The sequence below is a fragment of the Bradyrhizobium sp. 1 genome (assembly GCF_023073315.1).
Classification (GTDB): Bacteria; Pseudomonadota; Alphaproteobacteria; order Rhizobiales; family Xanthobacteraceae; genus Bradyrhizobium.
The window spans coordinates 555,917-581,220 of record NZ_JADPJH010000022.1 but is presented as its reverse complement, the minus strand read 5'-3'; the positions used below and the strand labels follow the sequence as shown (position 1 = coordinate 581,220).

25 protein-coding genes are annotated in these 25,304 nt (G+C 63.6%); 8 read left to right on the top strand and 17 right to left on the bottom strand.

Annotated elements, in window-relative coordinates; all coding sequences use genetic code 11:
- Positions 1-4: 4 nt before the first annotated feature.
- Together IVB29_RS19465 and IVB29_RS19460 are read right to left on the bottom strand one after the other, a co-directional pair.
- On the bottom strand, positions 5-454 hold the full coding sequence (locus tag IVB29_RS19465; protein WP_247504976.1) for a DsrE family protein: 450 nt from the start codon (positions 452-454) through the stop codon (positions 5-7).
- A gap of 44 nt (positions 455-498) precedes the next feature.
- Complete coding sequence (locus tag IVB29_RS19460) at positions 499-1,116, bottom strand: hypothetical protein (protein WP_247504975.1); 618 nt, start codon at positions 1,114-1,116, stop codon at positions 499-501.
- A gap of 205 nt (positions 1,117-1,321) precedes the next feature.
- Between IVB29_RS19460 and IVB29_RS19455 the strand changes: the two genes are divergently transcribed.
- Complete coding sequence (locus IVB29_RS19455; protein ID WP_247504974.1) at positions 1,322-1,894, top strand: STM3941 family protein; 573 nt, start codon at positions 1,322-1,324, stop codon at positions 1,892-1,894.
- A 34-nt stretch (positions 1,895-1,928) separates the two neighbouring features.
- On the opposite strand, the gene IVB29_RS19450 is transcribed toward IVB29_RS19455, so the two are convergent.
- From IVB29_RS19450 to pqqA, 10 genes are all read right to left on the bottom strand, one after another.
- A complete protein-coding gene (locus IVB29_RS19450; RefSeq protein ID WP_247504973.1) occupies positions 1,929-2,984 on the bottom strand; it encodes a 2-oxoacid:ferredoxin oxidoreductase subunit beta in 1,056 nt (351 codons plus the stop codon).
- Positions 2,981-4,828, bottom strand: a complete 1,848-nt coding sequence (locus IVB29_RS19445) for a 2-oxoacid:acceptor oxidoreductase subunit alpha (protein WP_247504972.1) — start codon at positions 4,826-4,828, stop codon at positions 2,981-2,983. Before IVB29_RS19445 ends, IVB29_RS19450 begins: the two co-directional genes overlap by 4 nt.
- Entirely contained in the window at positions 4,798-6,597 is a 1,800-nt protein-coding gene (locus tag IVB29_RS19440; RefSeq protein WP_247504971.1) for an FAD-dependent oxidoreductase, read from the bottom strand. Before IVB29_RS19440 ends, IVB29_RS19445 begins: the two co-directional genes overlap by 31 nt.
- A 237-nt stretch (positions 6,598-6,834) precedes the next feature.
- Positions 6,835-7,512, bottom strand: a complete 678-nt coding sequence (locus tag IVB29_RS19435; RefSeq protein ID WP_247504970.1) for a DUF4286 family protein — start codon at positions 7,510-7,512, stop codon at positions 6,835-6,837.
- Positions 7,513-7,537: 25 nt separating this feature from the next.
- Positions 7,538-8,524 carry a prolyl aminopeptidase gene (pip, locus tag IVB29_RS19430; RefSeq protein WP_247504969.1) on the bottom strand — a complete coding sequence of 329 codons (987 nt, stop codon included), beginning with the start codon at positions 8,522-8,524 and terminating at the stop codon, positions 7,538-7,540.
- A complete protein-coding gene (gene pqqE, locus IVB29_RS19425; protein ID WP_247504968.1) occupies positions 8,514-9,707 on the bottom strand; it encodes a pyrroloquinoline quinone biosynthesis protein PqqE in 1,194 nt (397 codons plus the stop codon). Before pqqE ends, pip begins: the two co-directional genes overlap by 11 nt.
- Entirely contained in the window at positions 9,707-10,015 is a 309-nt protein-coding gene (pqqD, locus tag IVB29_RS19420; protein ID WP_247504967.1) for a pyrroloquinoline quinone biosynthesis peptide chaperone PqqD, read from the bottom strand. The genes pqqE and pqqD overlap by 1 nt, the downstream gene beginning before the upstream one ends.
- A gap of 12 nt (positions 10,016-10,027) precedes the next feature.
- The gene (gene pqqC, locus IVB29_RS19415) at positions 10,028-10,819 is read right to left on the bottom strand and encodes a pyrroloquinoline-quinone synthase PqqC (protein WP_247504966.1); all 792 of its coding nucleotides are present in this window, start codon (positions 10,817-10,819) and stop codon (positions 10,028-10,030) included.
- The gene (gene pqqB, locus IVB29_RS19410; RefSeq protein ID WP_247504965.1) at positions 10,816-11,745 is read right to left on the bottom strand and encodes a pyrroloquinoline quinone biosynthesis protein PqqB; all 930 of its coding nucleotides are present in this window, start codon (positions 11,743-11,745) and stop codon (positions 10,816-10,818) included. Before pqqB ends, pqqC begins: the two co-directional genes overlap by 4 nt.
- A 118-nt stretch (positions 11,746-11,863) precedes the next feature.
- Positions 11,864-11,944: a pyrroloquinoline quinone precursor peptide PqqA gene (gene pqqA / locus IVB29_RS19405; protein WP_045002119.1), complete on the bottom strand. Its 81-nt coding sequence runs from the start codon at positions 11,942-11,944 to the stop codon at positions 11,864-11,866.
- Positions 11,945-12,193: 249 nt separating this feature from the next.
- Between pqqA and IVB29_RS19400 the strand changes: the two genes are divergently transcribed.
- The 5 genes from IVB29_RS19400 to tarD all read left to right on the top strand — a co-directional run bounded on the left by IVB29_RS19400 (position 12,194) and on the right by tarD (position 16,118).
- Positions 12,194-12,451 carry a hypothetical protein gene (locus IVB29_RS19400; protein WP_247504964.1) on the top strand — a complete coding sequence of 86 codons (258 nt, stop codon included), beginning with the start codon at positions 12,194-12,196 and terminating at the stop codon, positions 12,449-12,451.
- Between the two features lie 215 nt (positions 12,452-12,666).
- Positions 12,667-14,067 carry an amidase family protein gene (locus IVB29_RS19395; protein ID WP_247504963.1) on the top strand — a complete coding sequence of 467 codons (1,401 nt, stop codon included), beginning with the start codon at positions 12,667-12,669 and terminating at the stop codon, positions 14,065-14,067.
- Positions 14,068-14,069: 2 nt separating this feature from the next.
- A complete protein-coding gene (locus tag IVB29_RS19390; RefSeq protein ID WP_247504962.1) occupies positions 14,070-14,546 on the top strand; it encodes a glutathione peroxidase in 477 nt (158 codons plus the stop codon).
- Positions 14,543-14,800: a DUF3297 family protein gene (locus tag IVB29_RS19385; protein WP_247504961.1), complete on the top strand. Its 258-nt coding sequence runs from the start codon at positions 14,543-14,545 to the stop codon at positions 14,798-14,800. Before IVB29_RS19390 ends, IVB29_RS19385 begins: the two co-directional genes overlap by 4 nt.
- Positions 14,801-14,948: 148 nt before the next feature.
- Entirely contained in the window at positions 14,949-16,118 is a 1,170-nt protein-coding gene (gene tarD / locus IVB29_RS19380) for a mandelate racemase/muconate lactonizing enzyme family protein (RefSeq protein WP_247504960.1), read from the top strand.
- A 137-nt stretch (positions 16,119-16,255) separates the two neighbouring features.
- On the opposite strand, the gene IVB29_RS19375 is transcribed toward tarD, so the two are convergent.
- The 4 genes from IVB29_RS19375 to IVB29_RS19360 form a co-directional block, all read right to left on the bottom strand.
- Positions 16,256-17,704: an MmgE/PrpD family protein gene (locus IVB29_RS19375; protein WP_247504959.1), complete on the bottom strand. Its 1,449-nt coding sequence runs from the start codon at positions 17,702-17,704 to the stop codon at positions 16,256-16,258.
- Positions 17,705-17,893: 189 nt separating this feature from the next.
- Positions 17,894-19,243, bottom strand: a complete 1,350-nt coding sequence (locus IVB29_RS19370; protein WP_247504958.1) for a malonyl-CoA decarboxylase — start codon at positions 19,241-19,243, stop codon at positions 17,894-17,896.
- Between the two features lie 250 nt (positions 19,244-19,493).
- Complete coding sequence (locus IVB29_RS19365) at positions 19,494-20,498, bottom strand: methyltransferase (protein WP_247504957.1); 1,005 nt, start codon at positions 20,496-20,498, stop codon at positions 19,494-19,496.
- Positions 20,499-20,523: 25 nt separating this feature from the next.
- Positions 20,524-21,498, bottom strand: coding sequence for a tripartite tricarboxylate transporter substrate binding protein (locus IVB29_RS19360; RefSeq protein ID WP_247504956.1), 975 nt, complete (start codon positions 21,496-21,498; stop codon positions 20,524-20,526).
- A gap of 165 nt (positions 21,499-21,663) precedes the next feature.
- Here IVB29_RS19360 and IVB29_RS19355 point away from each other — a divergent pair, with 165 nt between their 5' ends.
- Positions 21,664-23,229, top strand: coding sequence for a winged helix-turn-helix domain-containing protein (locus tag IVB29_RS19355; RefSeq protein WP_247504955.1), 1,566 nt, complete (start codon positions 21,664-21,666; stop codon positions 23,227-23,229).
- A gap of 18 nt (positions 23,230-23,247) precedes the next feature.
- Here IVB29_RS19355 and IVB29_RS19350 read toward each other — a convergent pair whose 3' ends face one another.
- Complete coding sequence (locus IVB29_RS19350; RefSeq protein WP_247504954.1) at positions 23,248-24,069, bottom strand: helix-turn-helix transcriptional regulator; 822 nt, start codon at positions 24,067-24,069, stop codon at positions 23,248-23,250.
- A 51-nt stretch (positions 24,070-24,120) separates the two neighbouring features.
- On the opposite strand from IVB29_RS19350, the gene IVB29_RS19345 reads away from it, so the two are divergent.
- Entirely contained in the window at positions 24,121-25,293 is a 1,173-nt protein-coding gene (locus tag IVB29_RS19345) for an MFS transporter (protein WP_247504953.1), read from the top strand.
- Positions 25,294-25,304 lie beyond the last annotated feature (11 nt).

The window sequence follows — 25,304 nt, the reverse complement described above, 5'->3', positions numbered from 1 at the left end:
GCGCTCACGGCCGCAAATAAAGATACCCCTGCGACTGCAGCTCGGCCAAACGAACCACGCCGCCCTTTTCCGCGCTGACGAAGCCCGGCAGCAGGTCCGTCAGCGTGACGTTCTGCGCCTTCATCGTGTTGCCGCACGCCGCGAGCTCGACGCCGTCCTTGGAGAAGTCGCCGACGCGTTTGCTGATGTCAGGATTGGCCTGCGCCCAGTGAAACGCCTTCAGCGCGGGTCCGTGAATCACCAGCGCGATCGTGACGTGGTCGGGCCCGCCGACGCCGTCGATGTGGTTCTGGATATTGCCGAGCACGAAATTGACCTTCTCGGCGTCGCTGAGATGGTAGACGACCTTCAGCTTGTTCGATGCAGGAGCCTCAGTCGCGGCCTTTGCGCTGGAGGCGCCAAGAGCCGCCCCCAAAGCCGACATAGCGCTCCACAAGATGTTCCGGCGGTTCATGGCGATCTCCCTCGACTGCGCCCCACTTTGCCGGAGACATATCACTAGTGACGTAGTGCGGCGAGTTCCTCGTGGTCGGTCACCAGCGAGGCGCATTCGCTGTTGTCGGTGCGATCGAGGCGGAAAATCCCGTCATCGGCGCCGGCCACCAGCGACTCCTCGGCTTCGCTATCCGGCTTCTCGTTCTGCCAGACCCTGACCCTTCCGAGCCGTACAATGGCTGACTTGTCGTTGTTCGCGAGCGCCACGCCGAGGCTGCCGCCTTCGCAGTCGACGCCGCAGCCGAAGCGGATCTCGTTGCCATCCTTCGCGAACACCACCTGGTGACAGGAGCCGCCGGACCTGAAATCTCCGGAGCGATGGCGATATCTGAAGCCGAGGCGGAACGAATTGTGGAGCTGCTTGTCCTCCGTGTCGGCCTCGGCCGAGATCAGCAGCTTCATCGCGGTGACTTTCTGCTTCGGATGCCGGGCCAGATGCCGGGCATCGTAGCGGCGGACGAAGCAGGCAAAGGCTTTGTTGCCGGGGGGGCCCGCATACATCCGCGTATTGAAGGTTTCGGCCTCGGCCTGGCTGGCCTCCCGGATGTCGTCGGCGGTTTCCGCCCGGGCGGCGCCAACGAATGCGGCAAGGACAAGCGGAAGGACGAGGGCAAGCTTCATGGCCGCACCAGCGCGAGAGGCGTCGAGACCCGCATCGGGACGATGAGGGCCAATCGGCCTTTAGTCGCGAGCCAGCCGCCGCGCGTTCAAGTGCCCCTGGCCCGCAATGCCGTGGGGAGCCTCGCGCAAGGTTCCAGTCTTAACACTCTGGAAGGAGGGGCGTTGATAAACCCCTGGTTGTTGCAAATGGCTGGTGGCGCTCAAAATGTCCGAAAGTCACAACTTGCCCAACCTTACGGTCGGCTATTCCCTGCCGCGGCTGTTCATGCTGCTGGGGACCGGCCTGGTGCTGACGCTGCTGTGCGCCGCGCTCGCATTCAACTGGCACTACGTCAAGGACATCAGCACGTTCCAGATCGCGCTCTGCTATTTCGGCATCGTGTTTTTCGGCCTGGCCACCTGCAAGATGCTCTGGACCTTGATCTCGTCCGGTGAGCCGGTCGTCTTCATCACCCGTGTCGGCATTCGCGACACCAGGATCGCCGATGACACCATCTCCTGGAGATCGGTGCGGGACATCTCGATCTTTCGGTATCGCAGCCAGAAAGTCGTGGTGCTCCAGCTCGATCCTCTCCTCGCCGAGCGGTTCGACGGCGGCTTTCTGAAGCGCGTCTTGGTGCTGCTGAATAAGCCAATTGGTGCGGACGGCGTGCTCGTCAATGCGGGCGGCCTGACCATGGATGGCGAAGCCCTGTTCGACACCTGCAAGCATTATTGGTCGGCCGGCCGATTGGCATATTCGGGCCGCGCCGCAGCCGAGCCCGAACCCGTCCATTAGAACACGGTGTGTTTTCGCCGAACCGGAGCAAGCGTCAGCGCAGGCTGGCGTTGAACTTGTCCAGCGCCGCCGAGCCGGGGCACAGCGTGTCCGCTTCCAGCGTGTTCAGCGGCGTCTCGACCGTGTCGAGATGCGCATGCAGATCTTCCGCATCGGGATCGACGTACAGGAGCCCGGTGACGATCTGGCCCTTGGCGGCATGCCTCGCGAGGAAGGTTTGCGCGCCGAGCCGGTCGTGCGGATCGTAATCGGCGTCGATCTTGCGCAGCGCGATCTTGCTGCCGTCGTGCTGTTCGACCACCTGCACCGTGCCCGGCGCATAATCCACCGCAATGGGATCGCGGCCGACCAGCACGTCGAGTCGGTTCACGGCGTCGTTGTGCTCGCGGACATAATCAAAACTCTTGGTCGAGCCGGCGTGGTTGTTGAAGGCGATGCAGGGGCTGATGACGTCGATGAAGGACGCGCCCTTGTGGCCGATCGCGGCCGCGATCAGCGGCACCAGCTGGGTCTTGTCGCCTGAGAACGAGCGCGCGACGAAGGTGGCGCCGAGCTGCAGCGCGATGGCGACGAGGTCGATGGCGTTGTCCGTGTTGGTGACGCCCTTTTTGGACTTCGAGCCGCGGTCGGCCGTCGCCGAGAACTGGCCCTTGGTCAGGCCGTAGACGCCGTTGTTCTCGACGATATAGGTCATGTTGACGCCGCGCCGGATCGAATGCGCGAACTGGCCGAAGCCGATCGACGCGCTGTCGCCATCGCCGGAGACGCCGAGATAGATCAAATCGCGGTTAGCGAGGTTGGCGCCTGTCAGCACGCTGGGCATACGGCCGTGCACGGTGTTGAAGCCGTGCGAATTGCCGAGAAAATAGTCCGGCGTCTTCGAGGAGCAGCCGATGCCGGAGATCTTTGCCACCCGGTGCGGCTCGATCGACAGCTCGTAGCAGGCCTCGATGATCGAGGCCGTGATCGAATCGTGGCCGCAGCCGGCGCACAGCGTCGAGATCTTGCCTTCGTAGTCGCGATGGGTATAGCCGAGCTCGTTCTTCTTGAGGCCCGGGTGATGGAATTTCGGCTTGGCAATATAGGTCATGACACGGCCTTGCGGAGCGGGGTCACCTTGAGGTGATCCTGGTGGTCGCCAATGGCTTTTGCGATGTAACGGGCGGTGATCGGGGTGCCGTCATAGTGCACGATCGGCACGAGGCGGACCGGATCGATACCGTTTTCGTTGACGATGAGCTGACGGAGCTGGGCGTCGCGGTTCTGCTCGACGACATAAACGAAATCGTGCTCGGCAAGGAAGCTCGCGACGCTCGAATGGAACGGGAAGGCGCGGATGCGCAAGCGGTCGAGCTGATGCCCACGCGTTTCCAGCAGTCCGATCGCTTCGTCCATCGCGGGCGAGGTCGAGCCGAAATAGATCACGCCATATTTGGTCGGCCGTTCTGCATTGGCCTGCAGCGGCCGCGGTACCATGTCCTGCGCGGTTTCGAATTTGCGTATCAGGCGCTGCATGTTGTCGGCATAAACCGAGCCTTCCTCGGAGTAGCGCGCATAGCGGTCACGCGAGGTGCCGCGGGTAAAATAGGAGCCCTTGGTCGGATGCGTGCCGGGATAGGTGCGGTACGGAATGCCGTCGCCGTCGACGTCGAGATAGCGGCCGAAATCGCGGCCCTCGTCCAGCATCTCGGCGGTCATCACCTTGCCGCGGTCATACTGCTTGGCATCGTCCCATTTCAGCGGACGGCAGAGGCGGTGGTTCATGCCGATGTCGAGATCGAGCATCAGGAAGATCGTGGTCTGGAGCCGCTCGGCGAGATCGAAGGCGGCGGCCGCGAACTCGAACGCCTCGGCCGGATCTTCCGGGAACAGCAGCACATGCTTGGTGTCGCCATGCGAAGCATAGGCACAGGCGATGATGTCGCATTGCTGGGTGCGCGTCGGCATACCCGTCGAGGGGCCGGCGCGCTGGATGTTCATGATCACGGCCGGGATCTCGGCGAAATATGAGAGGCCGATGAACTCCGTCATCAGGGAGATGCCGGGGCCGGAGGTCGCGGTGAAGGCGCGCGCACCGTTCCAGGAGGCGCCGATCACGATGCCGATCGAGGCCAGTTCGTCCTCGCCCTGCACGATCGCGTATTTCGCCTTGCCCGTCTGGGGATCGTGCCGGTACTTCTTGCAATGGGCGGTGAAGGCCTCCGCCACCGACGAGGACGGCGTGATCGGATACCAGGCGCACACGGTGGCGCCGCCATAGACGGCGCCGAGTGCGGCCGCGCTGTTGCCCTCGATGAAAATGCGGTCGCCGACCTTGTCGGACTTCTTGATGCGCAAACCCAGCGGACATTTCAGATTTTGCAGCGCCCAGTCACGGCCGAGATGCAACGCGTGGACATTGGAGGAGAGCAGCTTCTCCTTGCCCTTGTACTGCTCGCCGATCAGCTGCTCGATCAGCTTCGGATCCATGTCGAGCAGCGCCGAGAGCGCGCCGAGATAGATGATGTTCTTGAACAGCTGGCGCTGGCGTGGATCGGTGTAGGTCGAGTTGGTGATGGCGGTCAGGGGGACGCCGATCACGGTGATATCGTCGCGGAATTTGGTCGACGGCATCGGCTTGGTGGAATCGTAGAACAGATAGCCGCCGGGCTCGATGCCGGCGACGTCCTTGTCCCAGGTCTGCGGATTCATCGCCACCATCATGTCGACGCCGCCGCGGGCGCCGAGATGGCCTTCTTCGGTCACCCGCACCTCGTACCAGGTCGGCAGGCCCTGGATGTTGGAGGGGAAGATATTGCGCGGGGACACCGGAACGCCATGACGCAGGATCGCGCGTGCGAACATTTCGTTGGCGCTGGCCGAACCGGAGCCGTTGACGTTGGCGAAGCGGACGACGAAGTCGTTTACGCTGCTGATCGGCTTTTTGTCGGACATGCTGAACCTGCGTGAGTCATTTCGATCAAATATTTCTGCATGTCCCAGGCCCCGGTGGGACAACGCTCGGCGCACAGCCCACAATGCAGGCAGACATCCTCATCCTTCACCATGACGCGCCCGGTCTTGAGATCGCTGGACACGTAGAGATCCTGGTCCGGATGCAGCGAAGGCGCCTTCAGGTGCTGGCGCAGGTCGGCTTCCTCGCCGTTCTCCGTGAAGGTGATGCAATCCATCGGGCAGATGTCGACGCAGGCATCGCACTCGATGCACAGCGAGGTCGAGAATACGGTTTGCACGTCGCAGTTCAGGCAGCGCTCGGCTTCGCCCAGCGCCAGCTTGACGTCGTAGCCGAGCTCGACCTCGGTGCGGATGTCCTTCAGCGCGATCACCTTGTCGCGATGCGGCACCTTGTAGCGCTTGTCGTTGGAGATGTCGTTGTCATAGCTCCATTCGTGGATGCCCATCTTCTGCGACGAGACATGCACCTCCGGCAATGGCCGCTCGGTGATGTCCTCGCCCGACAGCAGCTTGTGGATCGACAGCGCGGCGTCATGGCCCTGCGCCACCGCCCAGATGATGTTCTTCGGCCCGAACGCGGCGTCGCCGCCGAAGAATACTTTGGGATTGGTCGAGACGAACGTCTTCGGGTCGACCTTGGGCATGTGCCATTTGTCGAACTCGATGCCGCAATCCTGCTCGATCCAGGGGAAGGCGTTTTCCTGGCCGACCGCGACCAGCACGTCGTCGCATTCGATGGTCTGGTCGGGCTCGCCTGACGGCACGAGATTGCGGCGGCCCTTGGAATCGTATTCGGCCTTCACCTTCTGGAAGGTGATGCCGGTGAGCTTGCCGTTGTCGTGGACGAAGGCGACCGGGACCAGGAAATTGAGGATCGGAATGTCCTCGTGGAGCGCGTCCTCCTTCTCCCAGGGCGATGCCTTCATCTCCTCGAAGCCGGAGCGCACGACGACCTTCACCTCTTCGCCGCCGAGCCGGCGCGCGGTGCGGCAGCAATCCATCGCGGTGTTGCCGCCGCCGAGCACGATGACGCGCTTGCCGATCTTGTCGGTGTGGCCGAACGAGACCGAGGACAGCCAGTCGATGCCGATATGAACGTTGGCGGCTGCTTCCTTCCGGCCGGGAATGTCGAGCTCGCGGCCGCGCGGCGCGCCGGAGCCGACGAAGATCGCGTCGTATTTCTCCGCGAGCAGCGCCTTCATGCTCTCGATGCGGTGACCGCCTTTGAAGTCGACGCCGAGGTTGAGGATGTAGCCGGTCTCCTCGTCGATGACCGAATTGGGCAGGCGGAATTTGGGAATCTGCGTGCGCATCATTCCGCCGGCCTGGGGATCACCGTCGAACACGGTACAGTGATAGCCGAGCGGCGCGAGGTCGCGCGCCACCGTCAGTGAAGCCGGGCCGCCGCCGACGAATGCAACGCGCTTGCCGTTCTTCGCGGAGGGACGCGGCAGGCGCAGCGTGATGTCGTCCTTGAAGTCTGCGGCGACGCGCTTGAGGCGGCAGATCGCGACTGGCGTCTCCTCGACGCGTCCACGCCGGCACGCCGGCTCGCATGGACGATCGCAGGTGCGTCCCAGAATTCCGGGAAACACGTTCGATTTCCAATTGATCATGTAGGCGTCGCTGTAGCGGCCTTGTGCGATCAATCGGATGTATTCGGGAACCGGAGTGTGCGCAGGACAGGCCCATTGGCAATCGACCACTTTATGAAAGTAGTCGGGGGCCGCGATATCGGTCGGTTTCATTCCTACCCTGTCCGCGCAGGCTCAAAGACCCGGCGGCCTCTTGTGAGCTTGTCGGACGCTTAACGCGCGTCGATCTGGTTTCTGAATGACGTCATTGGGTTAGCTTATTAGAACCGTTTCGAAGTACAACGGCAAATTTTCGCGATTGACCGCTTTCATGGGAGCTGCGCGCGCACAGCATTAACGCACCGCGCGGAGCAATGCGGCGGTGCAATATGTTGCGATGCGGATGGCTGCTTAGCTGCGCGCGATGTCGCTCTTCGCGAGGTCCCACATCAGCGCGTAAGTGCCGACGGAGACGGGCGGCGGGAAGGGCGCGGCAGCAGGGCCGGTGAAGCGTTCGGCGATGACAGCCGAGACCGCGCCGACATGCGTGCCGTCGATCAGCACGAACCAGTCGCGCGCGCCTTCGTTGCGCACGGCCGGAATGTCGGCAGTTGCGCCCGACAATTCCGGCTCGCTTTCGAGCAGATGCATCGAGATGATGCCTTCGCGAGTCCCCGGCGCCAGCTTTTCTTGCAGTGCATCACGCCATGCGCTGGCGTTGTCGGCCGTGGGGCGCAGCCGCACCAAGCCGAGCGTAGCGCCGCGGCCAGTGCCCTTGCTGATCGTGATGCGCGCGACCACGCGCAGCATGTCCTTGAAATGCGCCATGCTCCGCCGCGACCATTCGGTCTGGTTGGCGAGCCGCGCCCGGTAGGCGGGACTGTCGAGCACGTCGAGCGTCGCGGTTGAGTACAGCGAGAGATATTTGGGATTGGCGGCGTGCGCGACATAGCGCCGTGCCTCCAGGAAACCCTCGATCGCGACGCGCTCTTCCAGATGCTCGCGATCGTACCAGCGGTTGAAATCGGCTTCATCCGCCGCGTCGATGTTCATCGACGTCAGCAGCATGCCTGTCCCGGCGAGCGGCATTTTCTTGTTGTCCTTGTTTCGCGCGTCAGCGTGCGGCCTTCGACGCGAGGTCGGCGATCGACTTCATGACCGCATCCCGCACGCCGGCATCATAGAGCGAATGCCCGGCTTCTTCCACGATCCTGACCTCGGAACCCGGCCAAAGTTTCGCTAGCCGCTGCGATGTCTCAGGAGGGCACAACAGATCATAGCGGCCCTGCACGATGATGCCGGGGATGCCGGCGAGCCTATCGGCGTTCCGCAACAACTGGTTCTCTGTCATGAAGCTGTCGTGGACGAAATAATGCGCCTCCATGAACGGCGTCGCAGGCAGCGTGCGCCAGACATTCAGCGAGGCGAGGTCGAGCCGTGTCTTGGCCGGCTTGTGCTCTGACAAGGCGCGCTCGGTGTCGTGCCATGCCCGCGATGCCGGACCGTGCACGGCCGGATCGGTATCGAGGATGCGGCGATAGTAAGCTTCCACCGGCCGCTCGCGCTCCTCCAGCGGCAGCACACTGAGAAAATCCTCGTAGAGGGCCGGATAGAACTGAGACAGGCGCGAGGTGAAGGCGGTCTCGACTTCCGCCCGCGTGCCCAGAAAGGTTGCCCGCAGCGCAATGCCGGAGACGCGCTCGGGATGCGCCTGCGCATAAGCCAGCGCCAGCGTCGCGCCCCAGGAGCCGCCGACCACCATCCAGCGGTCGAAGCCGAATTTCTTGCGGATTGTCTCCATGTCGGCGATCAGGTGCGCCGTCGTGTTGTGCTGGCGCGAGCCCTTGGGACGGCTGCGACCGCAGCCGCGCTGGTCGAACAGCACCGCGCAGAAGCGCTCAGGATCGAAAAGCCGGCGATGATCCGGCTGGCAGCCGGAGCCCGGCCCGCCATGCAGATAGATTGCGGGAATGCCGTCGGCGCGGCCAACGCTTTCGACATAGAGCTCGTGGCCGTCGCCGACATCGAGCATGTCGGAGGTCAGCGGCGCGAAGGGATCGGCACGCTTGACTGAGCTGGCCGCGTCGGCGTCAGGCATCATTCCCGGATTCCAGAGTGCCGCCGGCGAAATTGCGATAGAGAAAGCGGTTGGTCTCGCCCTCGGCCTCGCGCTCGGCCTGCTTGAAGATGGTTTCGTGCAGCGGCGACAGCGCGCAGGCCGGATCGGTGTTGGCGGCGTCGCCGGTCAGCGCAAAGGCCTGGCAGCGGCAGCCGCCGAAATCGATCTCGCGGAATTCGCAACTCTTGCACGGCTCCTTCATCCAGCCGGTGCCGCGATAGCGGTTGAAGGCGTCCGAGTTCTGCCAGATCCAGGCGATTGAATGATTGGACCGCACCGATTCGAAGTCGAGCCCGGTGATGCTCTCTGCGGCGTGGCACGGCAGCACCTTGCCGGCCGGCGAGATATTGAAAAACTGACGGCCCCAGCCGCCCATGCATTTCTTCGGCCGCAGCGCGTAATAGTCCGGCATGACGTAGTCGATCGTCAGTCTTCCCTTGAGCCGCTCGCTGGCCTCTTCGACGATGCGCGTGGTCTCATCGAGCTGTTCCACCGTCGGCATCAGCGCCGCGCGGTTCTTCAGCGCCCAGCCGTAATATTGCACATTGGCGACCTCGAGCCGGTCCGCGTCGAGATCAACAGACATCTGGATGATGTCGGGGAGCTGATGCAAATTCTGCCGGTGCATCACCGCATTCACGGTGAGCGGCAAATCGAGCTCGCGCGTCCACTTCGCGACTTCGAGCTTCTTGCGGTGGCCACCTTTGTAGCCGGCGACGCGATCGGCGAGGCCTCCTTCGATGCCCTGGAAAGAAATCTGCACATGGCAGAGCCCGGCATCGGCAAGCTCGCTGAGCCGCTCGCGCGTCAGCAGCACGGCCGAGGTGATCAGATTGGTGTAGAGCCCGACATCGCTGGCATGCTTGACCAGCTCGACGAGGTCTTTCCGCGCCGTCGGCTCGCCGCCGGAGAAATGCACCTGGAGCACGCCGATCTCGGCAAGCTCACTCAGCACCTTCTTCCATTCATCCGTGGTCAGCTCCTTGCCCGAGCGGTCGAGCTCGACCGGGTTGGAGCAATAGGGACATTGCAGCGGGCAGCGATGGGTGATCTCGAGCAGCACCGCGAGTGGAATGCCAAAGGTCTCCGCGGTCGAGCGGCTTCCCTCCAGCACTGCGAGGCTGTCGCTGGCGTCGGGCGGGATGATCGGGAGCACATCGCTCATTACGTCTTCTCCCTGATCTCGGTGAGAAAACCCTTGTCGGCGAGATCCTGCAACATGACGATGACGTCGGCCAGGATCGCCTCGCGCGGCGCCGCGTATTTCACCGCCAGCTGATCGGACAGGTCGCCGACACTGCGCTGACCGTCGCAGAGCTGCAAGACCTCGACCGCGATCTCGTCGGGCGCCAGCACGCGCTCCGGCGCCAGGATCACCCAGACTTTTCGCGTGTCGTCATATTTCAGCTTGGCATGCCGCGGCAGCACCGGGCGGCTAGCCTCGTTGACGCTGATGTTTCGCGGCCCGGCCATAGCTCTTGTCCCTCAGCTCGACTTTTTAGTTTCTTGGGGCACGAAGGCGCCCGGCGGAATGTGGCCCTCGACATAAGCATGCTGGAGTGCGTCGAGCTGCACCCATAGCACGTTGGTCTTGAAGATCAGCGCGTTGCACACAAGAGCGCGCTGTTCCGGCGTGGTGGCATGCGCCTTGACATAGTCGAGCGCAAAACCAGCATCGCGCGGCGCCTGCGCCAGCCGCCGCTTGAAGTAGCTCATGATATCAGGATTGACGAAGTCGTAATGCTCCAGCATGCCGGAGATGCGCTCTTCGTGCAGGTTCGGCGCAAACAATTCGGTGAGCGAGGAAGCGATCGCCTCCAGCGGGCTCTTTTCGCGGCAATAGTGGACATAGGCTTCCACCGCGAAGCGCGTCGCCGGCAGGATGCCTTCGGTCGATTCCACATAGGCCGCGTCGAGGCCGAGGCCGCTGGTCAGCTTCAGCCAGCGCTCGATGCCGCCTTCGCTGCCGATATCGCCGTCATGATCCTCGATGCGGTGGCGCCATTCCAGCCGCGTGGCGCGGTCGCGGAAGCGCGAGATCACCACCGCGTCCTTGATCGGGATCGTGCTCTGATAATAGTAGCGGTTCAGCGCCCAGGCCTGCACCTGGCCCTTGTTCAGCTTGCCGCCGTGCAAGAGCTTATGGAACGGATGCAGGCTGTGATAGCGCGTCGCGCCGATATGGCGCAGCGTCGCCTCCAGCTCCTCCGCCGAGTTGAGCCTGATGTCCTTGCCAACAGAAAGCGCAGTCATTCCAGTCAGTGACGCGGCATTCACAGCACGATCTCCGTTCCGTCGGCGGGTATCTGCCAGCCCGCTTCTTCAATTGCCTTGCGCTCGGGGGAAGAGGGCAGCAGCGCCGGGTTCGAGTTATTGATATGCAGAAACATCTTCCTGTCGAGTGTGAGATCGGCTAGCCGGGCGATTGCGCCATCGTGACCGGACATCGCGACATGGCCCATGCTCTTGCCGGTCTTGTGGCCGAGGCCAGCCCGGATCATCTCGTCGTCCTGCCAGACCGTGCCGTCGAAGAACACCAGCGAAGCGCCGTCGATCTCGGCCTTGAGCGCGTCGGTCACCTCGGCGCAGGCGGCAATGAAGTAGAAGCACTTGCCGGTGGACTTGTCGGTGATCTTCAGCCCGAGCGTATCGCCGTCGCCGGTCTCGCCGCCGGGATGGGCCTTGCCTTCGAGATACCAGGCCGATTTGCCCGGCACCGCAAAGGGCAGCACCTCCAGCCCCGAACGCGTGCCATCTACCAGCCGTGGCTCGAATGGCTCGCTGATCCCGATCGACTGGCGCTTGACGTTCTTTTCGTTCAGCACGTTGAAGATGCTGTTGCTGGCAAGAATCGCCAGCACCTTCTCATGCGCATAGACCGTGAAGGGCGAGCCTTCCCGCATCGACAGCAGGCCCGCCACCGCATCCACCTCGCTGTTGGTCAGGATCACGCCTGCAACAGGCGTATGGCGTAGCGTGCCCGGCTTGGGATGCAGCTGCGGCGTGGCGTTTAATTGCTGGCGCAGATCGGGGGAGGCGTTGATCAGGAACCAGTGCTCGCCGTCGCCGCTGAAGGCGACCGAGGCCTGGGTTCTCTGGAGGTCATGTCTGCCGCTACGTGCCGCCCGGCAGCCCTCACACCCGCAATTCCATTGCGGGACCCCGCCGCCGGCCCCGGCGCCCAGGACGACGACGCGAAGCATGATACGTCTCCTGGAAGCAACGTCGCCAGGTGGATATCAGGCCGACACAGTTTCCGTCGTCCGGAAACGGTTCGTGACCAAAATACCCACCTGCGCAGAACGCAAACTCACCAACCGCTTACTTGCGGGTGGCGCTCACATACATATTGATTTCCATGCCGCAGGGCACTTCGACGATCTTCGGGGTTTTCCAGGCCATTTTGGCTCTCCATATTCGCGAATTCGGACGTATCCGCCCAACGGTTAAGGTAATGCGGGCGCAAAAGTTCGCCAGTGAAATTTTCCCGATAAAGCCCATGTTGCGCCGCGAAAAATGATCGGGGAACATCAGTTCTGGTGATGCTGCCTTGCGCCTGGCGCATTCGGTCGCGAACCCTGCCCTGATAAAGCAGTTGTGAGTGCAGTGCGGCTTTCAATCCGGTACAGGCGACCCAAGTGGAATTCGGTGATGCCCAAATATTTCTTCAACACCCGTATCGGCGACGACTTGATCGTGGATCCTGACGGCGAGGATTTGCGCAATCCCGACCGCGCGTGGGAAGTCGCCCGCCAGATGATCCTGGAAGTCCTGAAATCAGAGGGCACCCAGCCGGCCCTGATGGAGGCGGTGATCGAGGTGACCGACGACGACGGGGAGGTGGTCCTCGAATTCCCCTTCACCGAGGCCCTGCTGGACGTCCCGGACCAGTCCGCGACGCGGCATTAGAGGGGTCCGCCACTCTCTCCCCGTCATTGCGAGGAGCCCTTGCGACGAAGCAATCCAGGCTGCTTCCTCCGAGGCAGTCTGGATCGCTTCGCTTCGCTCGCAATGACGGAGAATGAGGCGGCCGGCCGCACCAAACCCGCCCTTCGCCTCTGCGAAATCCGCATGGCTTTGCTGCGTTCCCGGCGCTAAAAGACGCGGGTCATACGGAGCAAGCCATGCAAGACCTCTGGCGCCTGTCGGCCGCCGACCTCGCCACCCTCGTCAAAGCCAAAAAAATCTCCGCCCGGGAGGCCGCCAAGGCCGGTCTTGCGCGTCTGGACGCGGTCAATCCCCAGCTCAACGCCGTGATCGACCACCGCCCCGAGGACGTGCTCAAGCAGGCCGACGCCGTCGATGCCGCGATCGCGCGGGGCGAGGACCCTGGCGTGCTCGCCGGCGTGCCCGTCACCATCAAGGCCAATGTCGACCAGGAGGGCTTTGCCACCACCAATGGCCTGAAACTCCAGCGCGACCTGATCGCGCGCGAGGATAATCCTGTGGTCGCCAATTTCCGCAAATCCGGCGCCATTCTCCTTGGGCGCACCAATTGCCCGGCCTTCTCCTATCGCTGGTTCACCACCAATCTGGTCCATGGCGACACCAGGAACCCGCGCGACGCCTCGCTGACCCCGGGCGGCTCGTCCGGCGGCGCCGGCTCGGCGGTCGCGGCCGGCATCGGCCACATCGCCCACGGCACCGATATCGCCGGCTCGATCCGCTATCCTGCCTATGCCTGCGGCGTGCACGGCCTGCGCCCGACCTTGGGCCGCATCCCCGCTTTCAACCCGGCGCTGCCGGAGCGTCCGATCGGCCCGCAGATCATGGCGGTGTCGGGCCCGCTGGCGCGCACCGTCAACGATTTGCGTATTTCGCTTGCCGCCATGTCGGCCCGCGACATCCGCGACCCCTGGTTCGTGCCGGCACCGCTGGAAGGTCCGGCGCGGCCCAAGCGTGCCGCGCTCTGCCTCAACCCGGATGGCCTTGCCACCACACCGGAGGTGAAGGCCGCGGTGATCGACGCCGGAAAGCGGCTCGAGCGCGCCGGCTGGACCGTCGAGACAATCGAGAACACCCCGCCGATGCGCGAAGCCGTCGAGTGGCAGATAAAACTCTGGCTTGGCGACGGCTATGAGGCGCAGCTGGAAATGGCCGAACGCGAAGGCGATCCCGGCGCGCTGGCGTGCCTGCGCGGCAACCGCAGCAGGGTCACGCCGATGGACCAGGCCAACTACGCCAAGGCGCTGACGCGCCGCGCCACGCTGACCCGCGACTGGATGCTGTTCTTCGAGCAATACGCGGTGGTGCTGACGCCGGTGTCCGGCGAGCTGCCATTCCCGGATCATCTCGACCGCAAGGACGAGGAGTCCTTCAAGCGCGTCTGGGAGGCGCAGCTGCCGCAGATCGCGACGCCCTTCATGGGATTGCCGGGCCTCGTGGTCTCCACCGGTCTCGTCGGCAAAGCGCCGGTCGGCGTGCACATCGTCTCCGGCCGCTACCGCGAGGACCTGTGTCTTCTTGCAGGCGAAGCGATCGAGGCGGGCGGCGTGCCGCCGTCGCCGATCGACCCCGTGGGTTAGCGATGTCTGTTATCTACGACTTCAAGGCCAATTCGCTTGCGGGCGATGAGGTCCCGATGAAACGTTTCGAGGGACAGGTGCTCTTGATCGTCAACACCGCGAGCAAATGCGGTTTCACGCCGCAATATCGCGGCTTGGAGGATCTGCACCGCGATCTCTCGCCGCGCGGCTTCTCGGTGCTCGGCTTTCCCTGCAACCAGTTCGGCGCGCAGGAGCCGGGACCGGCGAGCGAGATCCAGGCGTTCTGCTCGACCCATTACGACGTCACCTTTCCGCTATTCGCCAAGATCGACGTCAACGGCGCCCACGCGCATCCCTTGTACGCGTACCTGAAACGCCAGCAATCCGGACTGCTCGGCGCCTCCATCAAATGGAATTTCACCAAATTCCTGGTGGACCGTGCCGGCAAGGTGGTCGCGCGCCACGCGCCGACCGCACGGCCCGAAGGATTGCGGAATCAAATCGAGACCCTGTTATGAGCGAGACAATCATGAGCGACGAATTTCCGGACCGCCTGTCGGTCGACCCGAACAGCCCCCATTACAACGCGGATATTCTCTCGCGCGACGTCGGCATCCGCTTCAAGGGCGTCGAGAAGACCAATGTCGAGGAATACTGCATCAGCGAAGGCTGGGTCCGCGTCACCGCCGGCAACGCCAAGGACCGCCACGGCAACCCGCTGACCATCAAGGTGCACGGACCGGTGGAGCCGTATTTCAGGGATAAGAAGTAGAGCACGACACTCTCTCCTCGTCATTGCGAGGAGCCTTTGACCTCTCCTCGTCATTGCGAGGAGCTCTTGCGACGAGGCAATCCAGACTGTTTCCACGGATGCATTTCTGGATTGCTTCGCTTCGCTCGCAATGACGAAAGGAAACCCCATGTCCGTCCGCATCGTCGACGTCCGCGAGATCACAAAACCGATCTCATCGCCGATCCGCAACGCCTATATCGACTTCACCAAGATGACGACGAGCCTGGTCGCGGTCGTCACCGATGTCGTGCGCGACGGCAAGCGCGTCGTCGGCTACGGCTTCAACTCCAACGGCCGCTACGGGCAGGGCGGCCTGATCCGCGAGCGCTTCGCCTCGCGCATCACGGAAGCCGATCCGAAGTCGCTGTTGAACGTATCAGGCGACAATCTCGACCCCGACAAGGTCTGGGGCGCGATGATGACCAACGAGAAGCCGGGCGGTCACGGCGAGCGCTCGGTCGCGGTCGGCACCATCGACATGGCGGTGTGGGACGCGGTGGCGAAGATCGCAGGCAAGCCGTTGTTTCGTTTGCTCGCCGAACGTCACGGCGTCACCGCCAATCCGCGCGTGTTCGTCTACGCCGCCGGCGGCTATTACTATCCCGGCAAGGATCTCTCGATGCTGCGGGCTGAGATGCGCGGCTATCTCGACCGCGGCTACAACGTCGTCAAGATGAAGATCGGCGGCGCCTCGATCGAGGACGACCGCACCCGCATCGAAGCCGTGCTGAAGGAGATCGGCAAGGACGCGCAGCTCGCCGTCGATGCCAACGGCCGCTTCAACCTGGAGACCGGCATCGCCTACGCAAAGATGCTGCGCGATTATCCCTTGTTCTGGTACGAGGAAGTTGGTGATCCCCTCGACTACGCGCTGCAAGCAGCACTCGCCGAATTCTATCCGGGCCCGATGGCCACAGGCGAGAATCTCTTCAGTCACCAGGACGCCCGCAACCTGATCCGCTACGGCGGCATGCGCCCGGATCGCGACTGGCTGCAATTCGACTGCGCCCTGTCCTATGGCCTGTGCGAATACCAGCGTACGCTGGAAGTGTTGAAGACCCACGGCTGGTCACCCAGCCGCTGCATCCCCCACGGCGGCCACCAGATGTCGCTCAACATCGCGGCCGGCTTGGGCTTGGGCGGCAACGAGAGCTACCCCGACCTGTTCCAGCCCTATGGCGGCTTCCCTGATGGCGTCCGCGTCGAGAACGGCCACATCACCATGCCGGACCTTCCGGGAATCGGGTTTGAAGGCAAGGCGGATCTCTACAAGGAGATGAAGACGCTGGCTGAGTAAGCCTGCTTGCCGCCACGCAGACAGCTGTCATGCCCCGGCTTCACCGGGGCATCCAGTACGCCGCGGTCTATCGATTCAATCGCATCGTCTTGGAGTACTGCGCCCGCCTTCGCGGGCGATGACACCGAGGTTGTAGCTCACGCGCGCTGCAGCAGCGGCTGCAGCGCGCGGATGTCGGGCACGGATTCGATCGCGTAGACCGATTTGATCAGCTGCTCGGCCTTCTCGCCTCCCACCACCGGCGCAATGAGGTCGCGCGCCTTGTCGATGACCTCGTCCCGCGTCATCGGGTTGCGCGGGGTGCCGCGGACGGCGGTGACGCGTTCGGAGAGGCGGCTTCCATCGGTGAGCTCGATCTCGACGATGGCGACACGCACCGGCAGCAGTTTGGCCAACTCCTCGTCACGCACCAGAGTAATCTTGGCGCGCTCCTTCAGCACCGCGGCATCCTGCATGCGCGGCTTGTCATGCGCGGCGTGGAACGAGGCGGTCTTGTCGAGCAGCATCACGGCGACCATGTGCTGGAGACAGATGTCGGGGATGTCGCGATTGTCGACGACTTCGGCGACCGACGGCGCAAGGCGCACCGTCACCCGCTTGACCTGATCGGCCTCGAACGCCTGCTTGCCGCGGATCGCATAGATCGCGTCGAGCGGTCCCTGGATCGGCGAACCCACGGTCCATTTCTTGATGTCGGTGCCCGCGATCTCGTAACGCTCGCCGAGCCTGTCCACGAGCTTTGCGGTCACAACCTTCGGCGCATAGGCGAGGAAGTAATTGTCCGGCCCTGAGAACACGTCGTCGACGCCATTCCAGTCCGAACGCACCAGCAGCGCCGCGGTCACGCCGTTGCGGGCCGGCATGCCCGCGAACACAAAACCCTTCTCGATATGATCGACGTCGCGCCGCCACACGATGAAGCCGGAGGATTGCTGCGCGGCATAGTCGAGCGCCCAGCGCATCCGCCGCGCGTCGAAGCCGGCGACGCAGGCTGCGGCCGCCGAAGCGCAGAACGTGCCAGCGATGCTGTGCGTGCTCAGCACGCTCTCATAGCTGAAATCCGCGCCGCCCATCGCCATCACCACGCGGGTGCCGACGTCGTAACCGAGCGTCACCGCCCTCAGGAAATGCGCGCCGTCGATGCCGAGATGTTCGCCAAGCGCGAGCGCGGCCGGAACGGTCGAGGATCCCGGATGCGAGCGTGACGGGCTGTGTGAATCATCCGTTTCGTCAGCATGCGCCATGACGCCGTTGGCAAGCGCGGCTTCGATCGGCGATGCCGTGAGCGGAGTGCCGACGACGGTCGCCGTCCCCTGCGAGGCGTTGGCGCGGATGTAGCGCTGCGCGGCTTGGCCAGGCGGCAGCTCAGATCCTGAAATCATCGCGGCCAGCGTGTCGAGGATGTGGTGTTTTGCGTGTTCGACGATTTCGGGCGGCAGTGCGCGGGTTTTCGCTGCGCTCATGTAATCGCACAGCGCCGTCATCTCCGGCCCCGAACCGGAGCCCTCCGCAACACTGCGCACGGACGATAGCGAGAGGCTGCTGGCAGCCGCGGCGGTCAGCCCGAGAAAGTCGCGTCGTTTCATGGTGTCCCGTCTTTGGTGCAGGAGTTCGATGAAACGTCTAGCGTATATTCTCCGTCATTGCGAGCGCAGCGACTTGTCCGCCGAAGCCCTGGCGAAGGCGGAAGCAATCCAGAATCTTTCAGCAGAGGTAGCCTGGATTGCTTCGTCGCAAGGGCTCCTCGCAATGACGATGGGGTGGGAGCCGGGCAATTACGACAGCCGCATATCCAGAAGTCGCCGTCCCTCGCCCTTCAACAGCTTCTTCACTGCGCTCGACGCCACGACCTCTCCGTCATTGGCGTAGGCCTCGTGGTTCTTCTCGATGTCCTCGAGGCGGTAGAGGTAGTTGACCATGACGCCGGCGGATTCGCGCACGCCCTTGGGCGAGAGGTCGCCGAGCCAGTTGATGCGCTCGAGCCTTGCGCCGTTGCCGAGATGGAAGCGGGCGACGGAATCGATCAGCTTGCCCTTCGGCGTCCGCGCCTTGAGGAAGTAATGCGCCGCGAGCGGCTCGATCAGACCGCGCAGCAGCGTGGTCGTCTCGGGGTTCTCGAACCATTTGGAATCGTCGAGGCGCTTCATCACCTCGCGGTCCTCGTCCGTCAGCGGCAGATCCTTGTCCTGCTTGATCCACTGCATGAAGCCCGGCACCGGCGACAGCGTCACGAATGTGTCGAGTTTCGGCGTCTCGCGGCGCAGCTCTTCCACCACCTGCTTGATCAGGAAGCTGCCGAAGGAGATGCCGCCCAGCCCGCGCTGCGTGTTGGAGATCGAATAGAACACGGCAGTGCGCGCCTTCTCGATCGGAAGGTACTGGCGATCGACGGCAAGCAGCGGCGCGATCGCACCGGGAATGGTTTCGGTCAGCGCCACCTCGACGAAGATCAGCGGCTCGTCCACCATCGCGGGATGGAAGAAGGCGTAGCAGCGGCGGTCGACCGGATCGATGCGCCGGCGCAGATCGTCCCAGTCGGAGATCTCGTGCACGGCTTCGTAGCGGATGATCTTTTCGAGAATGTTGGCCGGGGTCGACCAGTCAATCCGGCGCAGCACGAGAAACCCCCTGTTGAACCACGACGAGAGAAGATGGGAGACGTCGCGATCGAGCGCGGCGAGATCGGTGTGTCCATTGGTCATGCCGAGCAGATCGGCACGCATGCTGACGAGATCGCCGGTGCCGCCGGGCGCACGGTTGAGGCGGCGGATCAGCTCCTGCCGCCGCGGTTCCGAGGCGAAGTGCAGCGAGCTCGCATCCTCGTCGCTGGGCTTGGCGCGCCATTTTTCGATCGCCTTGGACAGGCGTTCGCGGTCCGGGCCGAAATCGCGCACCAATCCTTCGAAGAAAGCGCGGCGTCCTGCCGCATCCAACTCCTGGTAGATGTCGAGCACCTCGCGCGCCATGGCCGTGCCGGAGGCTTCGCCCCGGCCCGACAGCAGCGCACCGCAGAGCTCGATCAGCCCGTCGGCGTCCTGTTTGGTGTCGGCAGAATCGCGGCGCAGCAGCGTGCGGCCGCGCTCGGAGATGGTGGCGAGCAGGTCGGAGAAGAAGGCGTTCGCCATCTGGGCCTTTCGAAACCGGGTTGTGCGGTGCGGGAAGCTTACACGGGATTTAGGCGGAAGCCGATCACAATCAAGCAGGCGAATTTGGCAACTTTAGCTGGGCCGTGCGTTTCGAGAATGCTGTCATGCCCGGCGAGGCCGTCGCATCCGGTACGCCGCGGCCTGTCGCCCGCGTCGCGAGTGGCAGCCGGTGCGTCCATGATCCGGTCCTCGACGTCAGCGTCAGAGAAAAGCCTGCTCAATTGCCGGATCAGCTGAACTGGACCAGGCTGAACGAGCCGATCCCGGTCGTCCGGACGAAAGCGAATCCGGCCGAGCCCGCCAGCCTGCGATACTCGGCTTCCGTCCGCTCGCAGCCGCCGGGTCCCCGCAGCATGTTGAGGTCGCTCATGACGCAGGAGCGATCCTCGGGTTCCGTCGTGGCAAGCTCCGGCATGACCCGTTCGATCACGATCAGCGTCCCGCCCGACGGCAACGCGTCCCGGCAATTGCGCAGGATGATCCGGCAACGGTCGTCATTCCAATTGTGGAGAATGCTCTTCATCACGATCGTATCGGCGCCGCCCGGGATCTTTTCAAAGAAGCTGCCAGCGACGAACCGGCAGCGGTCGGCGATACCGAGCCGATCGAAATGCGCGCGCGCATCTGCCTCGCAACGCGCGAGATCCACGGCGATGCCCTCGAGATGGGGGTTGTGCTGCAGTACGGCGCCGATCAATTCGCCGGTGCCGCCGCCGAGATCCATGACGAGGCGCGCGGCTGCGAAGTCGTGGGCCGCAACGATCCTCGGAACGATCGACCGCGTGAGGCTGACCATCGCAGCGTTGAACCGTCGGTTTGCGTCCGGCGCATTGCCCGAGGCGGCATAACGGTCATCGCCTTCTCCGCGCAGCTGGGTCGCAGTCTTTCCGGTGCGAACCGAATCGACCAGTCCGCTCCAGGATTGCGCGAGCATCTCGCCCTCAAAGAGAACCCAGTCCTTGAAGGATGGGTCGGCGGTCTCGCCGAGTTGCCGGCCGAGATCGGTCATGGCAAACCGGTCCAGGCCTGCCTGCCTGCACAGGCCAATTGTCGTCAGGCCGACGAGCAGTCTGCGTAGCGCGCTTTCGTCGGCGGACACCAGCCGGGCAAGCTCGGCCACCGATTTCGCCTCATCGCCGATGGCCTCGGCGAGATTGAGCTTCGCTGCAGCATAGATCACCGCGGTGATGCGATGCGACTGCACGAGATCATGCACGGATGCCGGCCCGTTCATGTGTTGCCCCCTGTCAATGCCGCGCTCAATCGGTCGGGACGAACCCCGTTTCCTGCACGATCGCCTTCCACCGGTCGGATTCCGATGCGATCAGCCGGGCGAAGTCTTCTATCGCGATCGTATCGGGTTCGACGGCCAGCTTTGCCATGCCGGCCCTGACCTCGTCGGTGCGCACGGCCGCCTGGATCGCGGCATTGAGCTTATCGACAATCGGCGCCGGTGTCTTCGCCGGAACGAAGAACGCAAACCATGTGAGGTCCTCGAGCGACGGATATCCGGCTTCCCGCACCGTCGGTACCGCCGGAATGAACGGGCAGCGGCGCGGTCCGGTGGTCGCCAGCGCGCGAAGATCTCCAGACTGGACAAGCCCGAGCGAGCTTCCGATCGGCATGACGGTCGCTGCAATCACGCCCTTGACCAGATCCTGAATCGCGGCACCGCCTTGATAGGGTATGTGAAGAAAATCGAAGCCCGCGCTGCGGCCCAGCATCGTACCGAGAAAATGCAGCGGGGTTCCGGCACCCGGCGTCCCGAAGGTGGCGAGCTTCGGATTGGCGCGGCACCAGGCAACGAAGTCCGCCAGCGTCTTGACGTCGGCCGGTACCTGCGGGCCGACCGTCAGCAATGTCGGGGTCGAGGCGACGGTCGACACCGGTGTGAAATCACGCGGCTGGTATCTCAGCGTCCGGTAGACGTGCGGAAAGAACATCATGAAGCCGAGCGGCGAGAACAGCATGGTCGATCCGTCGGCATCGGCGTTCTTCACCGCCTCCACCGCGATGCGACCCGCTGCGCCCGGCCGGGGCTCGACCACGATGGTGTCCGCATAGCCGCTCATCTGTCCGGCCACGAGCCGCGCCATGGCGTCCTGCAACCCGGGCGAGAAGCCCGTCAGAATGTGCACGGTCTTTGAGAGCGGCTGTGCGAGCGCGCGCGGCACAGGACACGTGGCGGCGAACGCGGCAGCGGCGGTCGATAACACATGACGACGCGTGATCATTGCCTGTCTCCCTGACCAAGCCCGACGTTTCCGCGCGGCTCTACCTTTGAATGTATCACGTCGGGAGGCCGGCGCGCTTGGGTCGCCGGCTTACATTTTCCTTACCGGCAGCTTATTCTTGAACGGAAGGATTTCAGCGATCGACCGCGACTGCAGGGACACGGCTTGCGCTATCTCTTTGAAAATTTCTCTCTCGACACCGAGCAGCGTGAGCTGCGCCGCGGAGCGGATGCGGTCGCCATCGCGCCACAGGTGTTCGACCTGCTCGGCTATCTGATCGGCAACCGCGAGCGCGTCGTCAGCAAGGATGACCTGATCCGTACCATTTGGCATGGCCGCGTCGTCTCCGATGTCGCCCTGACCACGCGACTTAATGTCGCGCGCAAGGCGATCGGCGATTCCGGAGACGCGCAGCGCCTGATCAAGACGTTTCCCCGCAAGGGCGTCCGGTTCGTCGCGGAGGTGCGCGAGGTGCCGACGACAGCAACTGTCGCCGTGTTGCCGAGCCCCGCCGCAGGCAAGCCGTCGCTTGTGGTTCTTCCCTTCGCCAATCTGAGCCCGGATCCCGCGCAGGAATATTTTGTCGACGGCGTGACCGAGAGCCTGACCACGGATCTGTCGCGAATGGCCGGCATCTTCGTGATCGGCCGTAACACCGCCTTCACCTACAAGGGTACGCATGTCGATCTGAAACGGCTCGGCCGCGAACTCGGCGTTCGCTACGTGCTCGAGGGCTCGGTGCAGCGGGTCGGAAGCCGGATGCGCATCAACATCCAGCTCATCGATGCCGGGACCGGCAATCATTTGTGGGGTGAACGTTTCGACAAACAGGTCGCCGACCTCTTCGACATGCAGGACGAGATTGGTGCCCGTCTTGCCAATCAACTGGGGACCGAGCTGGTCATGGTGGAGGCGCGGCGCGCGGCGCGGGCGCCCCATCCGGATTCGATGGACCTGTATTTTCAAGGCATGGAATATATGAATCGCGGAACGGATCCCGCGAGCCTGTCGCAGGCGCGCCCGTTCTTCGAACAGGCGCTCTGCCTGGATTCCGCGAACGTCGAAGCCATGGTGGGTATAGCCTCTGTCGATACCATGCGGGCGACCTCCATGTTGATTGACAGGACGGCGCCTCTGCAAGCGGTCGAGACGTCCTTGACGAGGATACTTGCCCACACGCCCAATCACGCGAGAGCGCATTGCCTGATGGGCGTCGTCCAGATTTTCACAAAGCGTGCCGCCCAAGGCATCGCCGAATGTGAGCGGGCGTTGGTGCTGGACCGGAATCTGGCCACGGCCCATGCTTGGATTGGGCTCGGTAAAAACAATCTCGGTCGGGCCGAAGAGACCGAAGCCCATGTCATGGAGGCCTTCCGGCTTTCTCCCCGCGACAACAAGGCCTCTTCCTGGATGAATACGGCGGGCGTCGCGCAATCATATCTCGGCGCCGACGAGGCAGCCGTTCACTGGTTCAAGCGATCGATCGAGACCAACCGGAATATTGCGCCGTTCATGTATTTCTATCTCGCCGCCGGACAGGCGCATCTTGGTCAGATCAAGGAAGCACGGGCCCATGTACAGGCGGGGCTCACGCTCGCTCCGAACTTCAGCATCGCCCAATTCCACGCCAGTTCGCCGTCGGATCATCCGACCTGTCTTGTGCAGCGAGCTCGCATTGCCGAGGGCTTGCGCAAGGCAGGACTCCCCGAAGAGTCAATGTTGAACAGGTAGGCCGCTCGCATCTGTGCCTCATTTCCCCGCAAATTCCGTCGGCGTCCGCCCCGTCACCTGCCGGAACGCCGCCGAGAACGCCGGCACGCTGGCATAACCGAGCTGCGTCGCGAGCTGTTTCACCGACACATTGGCATCCGTCGACATCCGCTGGATGGCCGCCGCAATCCGCGCGCGCTGGCACCAGCTCTTGAAGCTCAGCTGGGTCTGCGTCGAGAACAGCCGCGACAGCGTGCGTGCGGAGGTCCCGACCTCGCGCGCCAGTGTGTCGATGTCGTGCAGGCCGGTGGGATCGTCGAGCACGATCATCGCGGCGCGGCGGCAGCGCGGCTCATGCGGCAGCGGCACGAAGGTCGCGGAATCCTCCGCTTGATGCAGCTCCAGCATCACCAGTCGAACCAGCAGCTCGGTGCGCTCCTCCGTATTGCGCGCGTCGAACAGCGCGAGGATCGCCTGGTTCAGCAGCGGCGACACCCGCACCACGAATTCCCTGGTCAGTCCCTCATAGCGCTTTTCGCGCTTCAGCCAGGACAGGTCGAAATACAGCGTGCGCATCTCGATGTCGGCGAGCAGGTCGATGGCGTGCTCAAGCCCGGCTGGCACCCAGACCGCACGGTCCGGCGGCACCAGCCAGCGTCCCCCGGGCGTCGTCACCTGCATGGTGCCCCTGGCCGCATAGATCAGCTGCGCCTCGCGGTGCATGTGCGGATCGATCCGCATGCCCTTGGGATAGTCGCGCGCGACCAGATGCACGCCGGCGGGCGAGCGATGGTTGCTCCGGACCTCCCGCAGGATTGGCGTTTCCAAGATTGGCGTTTCCAAGACAGTCATTGGCAGCATCCCGTCATCGCTACGACATATAACTCATTTCGGAGCAGGAGAGGATTCGGAATGAACAGCCCCAGCCGGGTCATCAGTTTCGTCAACGCGGGCCATTTCATCGACCATTATGCGATGCTCATTTTCGCCGCCGCCGTGATCATCATGGGGCCGGCGCTCGGCATGGCCTATTCGGAACTGCTTCCCTACGCGACCCCCGGCTTCGTCGCCTTCGGCGCCGGCTCGCTGATCACCGGCTGGCTGGGGGACCGCTGGAGCCGCCGCCACATGATGCTGATCTTCTTTGTCGGCATTGGGCTCTCCATGATCTCGGTCGGCTTCGTGCAGACCCCGGCGCAGCTCGGCGCGGCGCTGTTCACGATCGGCATTTTTGCCTCGATCTATCATCCCGTCGGCACCGCGATGATCGTGTCCTATGCCGACAGGCTCGGCCGCGAGATGGGGCTGAACGGCGTCTGGGGCAATCTCGGGGTTGCTTCCTCGGCGCTGGTGACCGGCGTGGTCGGCCAATATCTCGGCTGGCGTTTTGCTTTTATCGTCCCGGGTATCGTCACCATCCTGATCGGCATCGCGTTCGCGATGATGGTCGTGCATGAGGATCGCAAGGGCTCGAAGCAGGCGGCAGCGCAAGCGCGGGTGGCGAAGAAAGACATGTGGCGCGTGATCCTGTCGCTGCTGATCGTGGTGATCGCGATCTCGACCACGTTCAACGCCGTCACCGTGGCGCTGCCAAAGCTGTTCGCGGAACGGCTCGCGGACCTGACGAAGAGCCCGGCACTGCTCGGCGTCATCGCGGCCTGTGTCTACGTGTTCGGCGCGATGACGCAGTACACCATCGGCAGGCTGCTCGACCGCTACTCGCTCAAGACCGTGGCGCTGCCGCTGTCCTTCATGCTGGCGCCGTTCCTCTATCTCGCGGCGAGCCTGTCCAATCTGCCGCTGATTCTGGTGTCGATCGGCATCGTCATGGGCGCGTTCGGGCAGGTCACGGTGAACGACGCCATGGTCGGCAAATACACCAGCGAGGAATGGCGCTCGCGCGCCTATGCCGTGCGCTATTTCATCGGCTTCACCGCGGCCGGCGCCTCCGTCGGCCTGGTCGCCTGGCTCTACGAGCAAGGCGGCTTCGTCACCATGCTGCACGCCTTCGCCGCCCTCTGCCTGCTGGCGATCGCAGCCGCAATCATCCTGCCCCGCGAGATCAGAACGCCGCAGGTGGCGTGAAATCTCGCGTT

Excerpts from the sequence above, each read along its gene's own strand:
- IVB29_RS19465 (WP_247504976.1), bottom strand. The coding sequence starts at position 454 with ATGAACCGCCGGAACATCTTGTGGAGCGCTATGTCGGCTTTGGGGGCG.
- IVB29_RS19460 (WP_247504975.1), bottom strand. The coding sequence starts at position 1,116 with ATGAAGCTTGCCCTCGTCCTTCCGCTTGTCCTTGCCGCATTCGTTGGC.
- IVB29_RS19455 (WP_247504974.1), top strand. The coding sequence starts at position 1,322 with ATGTCCGAAAGTCACAACTTGCCCAACCTTACGGTCGGCTATTCCCTG.
- IVB29_RS19450 (WP_247504973.1), bottom strand. The coding sequence starts at position 2,984 with ATGACCTATATTGCCAAGCCGAAATTCCATCACCCGGGCCTCAAGAAG.
- IVB29_RS19445 (WP_247504972.1), bottom strand. The coding sequence starts at position 4,828 with ATGTCCGACAAAAAGCCGATCAGCAGCGTAAACGACTTCGTCGTCCGC.
- IVB29_RS19440 (WP_247504971.1), bottom strand. The coding sequence starts at position 6,597 with ATGAAACCGACCGATATCGCGGCCCCCGACTACTTTCATAAAGTGGTC.
- IVB29_RS19435 (WP_247504970.1), bottom strand. The coding sequence starts at position 7,512 with ATGCCGCTCGCCGGGACAGGCATGCTGCTGACGTCGATGAACATCGAC.
- pip (WP_247504969.1), bottom strand. The coding sequence starts at position 8,524 with ATGATGCCTGACGCCGACGCGGCCAGCTCAGTCAAGCGTGCCGATCCC.
- pqqE (WP_247504968.1), bottom strand. The coding sequence starts at position 9,707 with ATGAGCGATGTGCTCCCGATCATCCCGCCCGACGCCAGCGACAGCCTC.
- pqqD (WP_247504967.1), bottom strand. The coding sequence starts at position 10,015 with ATGGCCGGGCCGCGAAACATCAGCGTCAACGAGGCTAGCCGCCCGGTG.
- pqqB (WP_247504965.1), bottom strand. The coding sequence starts at position 11,745 with ATGCTTCGCGTCGTCGTCCTGGGCGCCGGGGCCGGCGGCGGGGTCCCG.
- pqqA (WP_045002119.1), bottom strand. The coding sequence starts at position 11,944 with ATGGCCTGGAAAACCCCGAAGATCGTCGAAGTGCCCTGCGGCATGGAA.
- IVB29_RS19400 (WP_247504964.1), top strand. The coding sequence starts at position 12,194 with ATGCCCAAATATTTCTTCAACACCCGTATCGGCGACGACTTGATCGTG.
- IVB29_RS19395 (WP_247504963.1), top strand. The coding sequence starts at position 12,667 with ATGCAAGACCTCTGGCGCCTGTCGGCCGCCGACCTCGCCACCCTCGTC.
- IVB29_RS19390 (WP_247504962.1), top strand. The coding sequence starts at position 14,070 with ATGTCTGTTATCTACGACTTCAAGGCCAATTCGCTTGCGGGCGATGAG.
- IVB29_RS19385 (WP_247504961.1), top strand. The coding sequence starts at position 14,543 with ATGAGCGAGACAATCATGAGCGACGAATTTCCGGACCGCCTGTCGGTC.
- tarD (WP_247504960.1), top strand. The coding sequence starts at position 14,949 with ATGTCCGTCCGCATCGTCGACGTCCGCGAGATCACAAAACCGATCTCA.
- IVB29_RS19375 (WP_247504959.1), bottom strand. The coding sequence starts at position 17,704 with ATGAAACGACGCGACTTTCTCGGGCTGACCGCCGCGGCTGCCAGCAGC.
- IVB29_RS19370 (WP_247504958.1), bottom strand. The coding sequence starts at position 19,243 with ATGGCGAACGCCTTCTTCTCCGACCTGCTCGCCACCATCTCCGAGCGC.
- IVB29_RS19365 (WP_247504957.1), bottom strand. The coding sequence starts at position 20,498 with ATGAACGGGCCGGCATCCGTGCATGATCTCGTGCAGTCGCATCGCATC.
- IVB29_RS19360 (WP_247504956.1), bottom strand. The coding sequence starts at position 21,498 with ATGATCACGCGTCGTCATGTGTTATCGACCGCCGCTGCCGCGTTCGCC.
- IVB29_RS19350 (WP_247504954.1), bottom strand. The coding sequence starts at position 24,069 with ATGCTGCCAATGACTGTCTTGGAAACGCCAATCTTGGAAACGCCAATC.
- IVB29_RS19345 (WP_247504953.1), top strand. The coding sequence starts at position 24,121 with ATGAACAGCCCCAGCCGGGTCATCAGTTTCGTCAACGCGGGCCATTTC.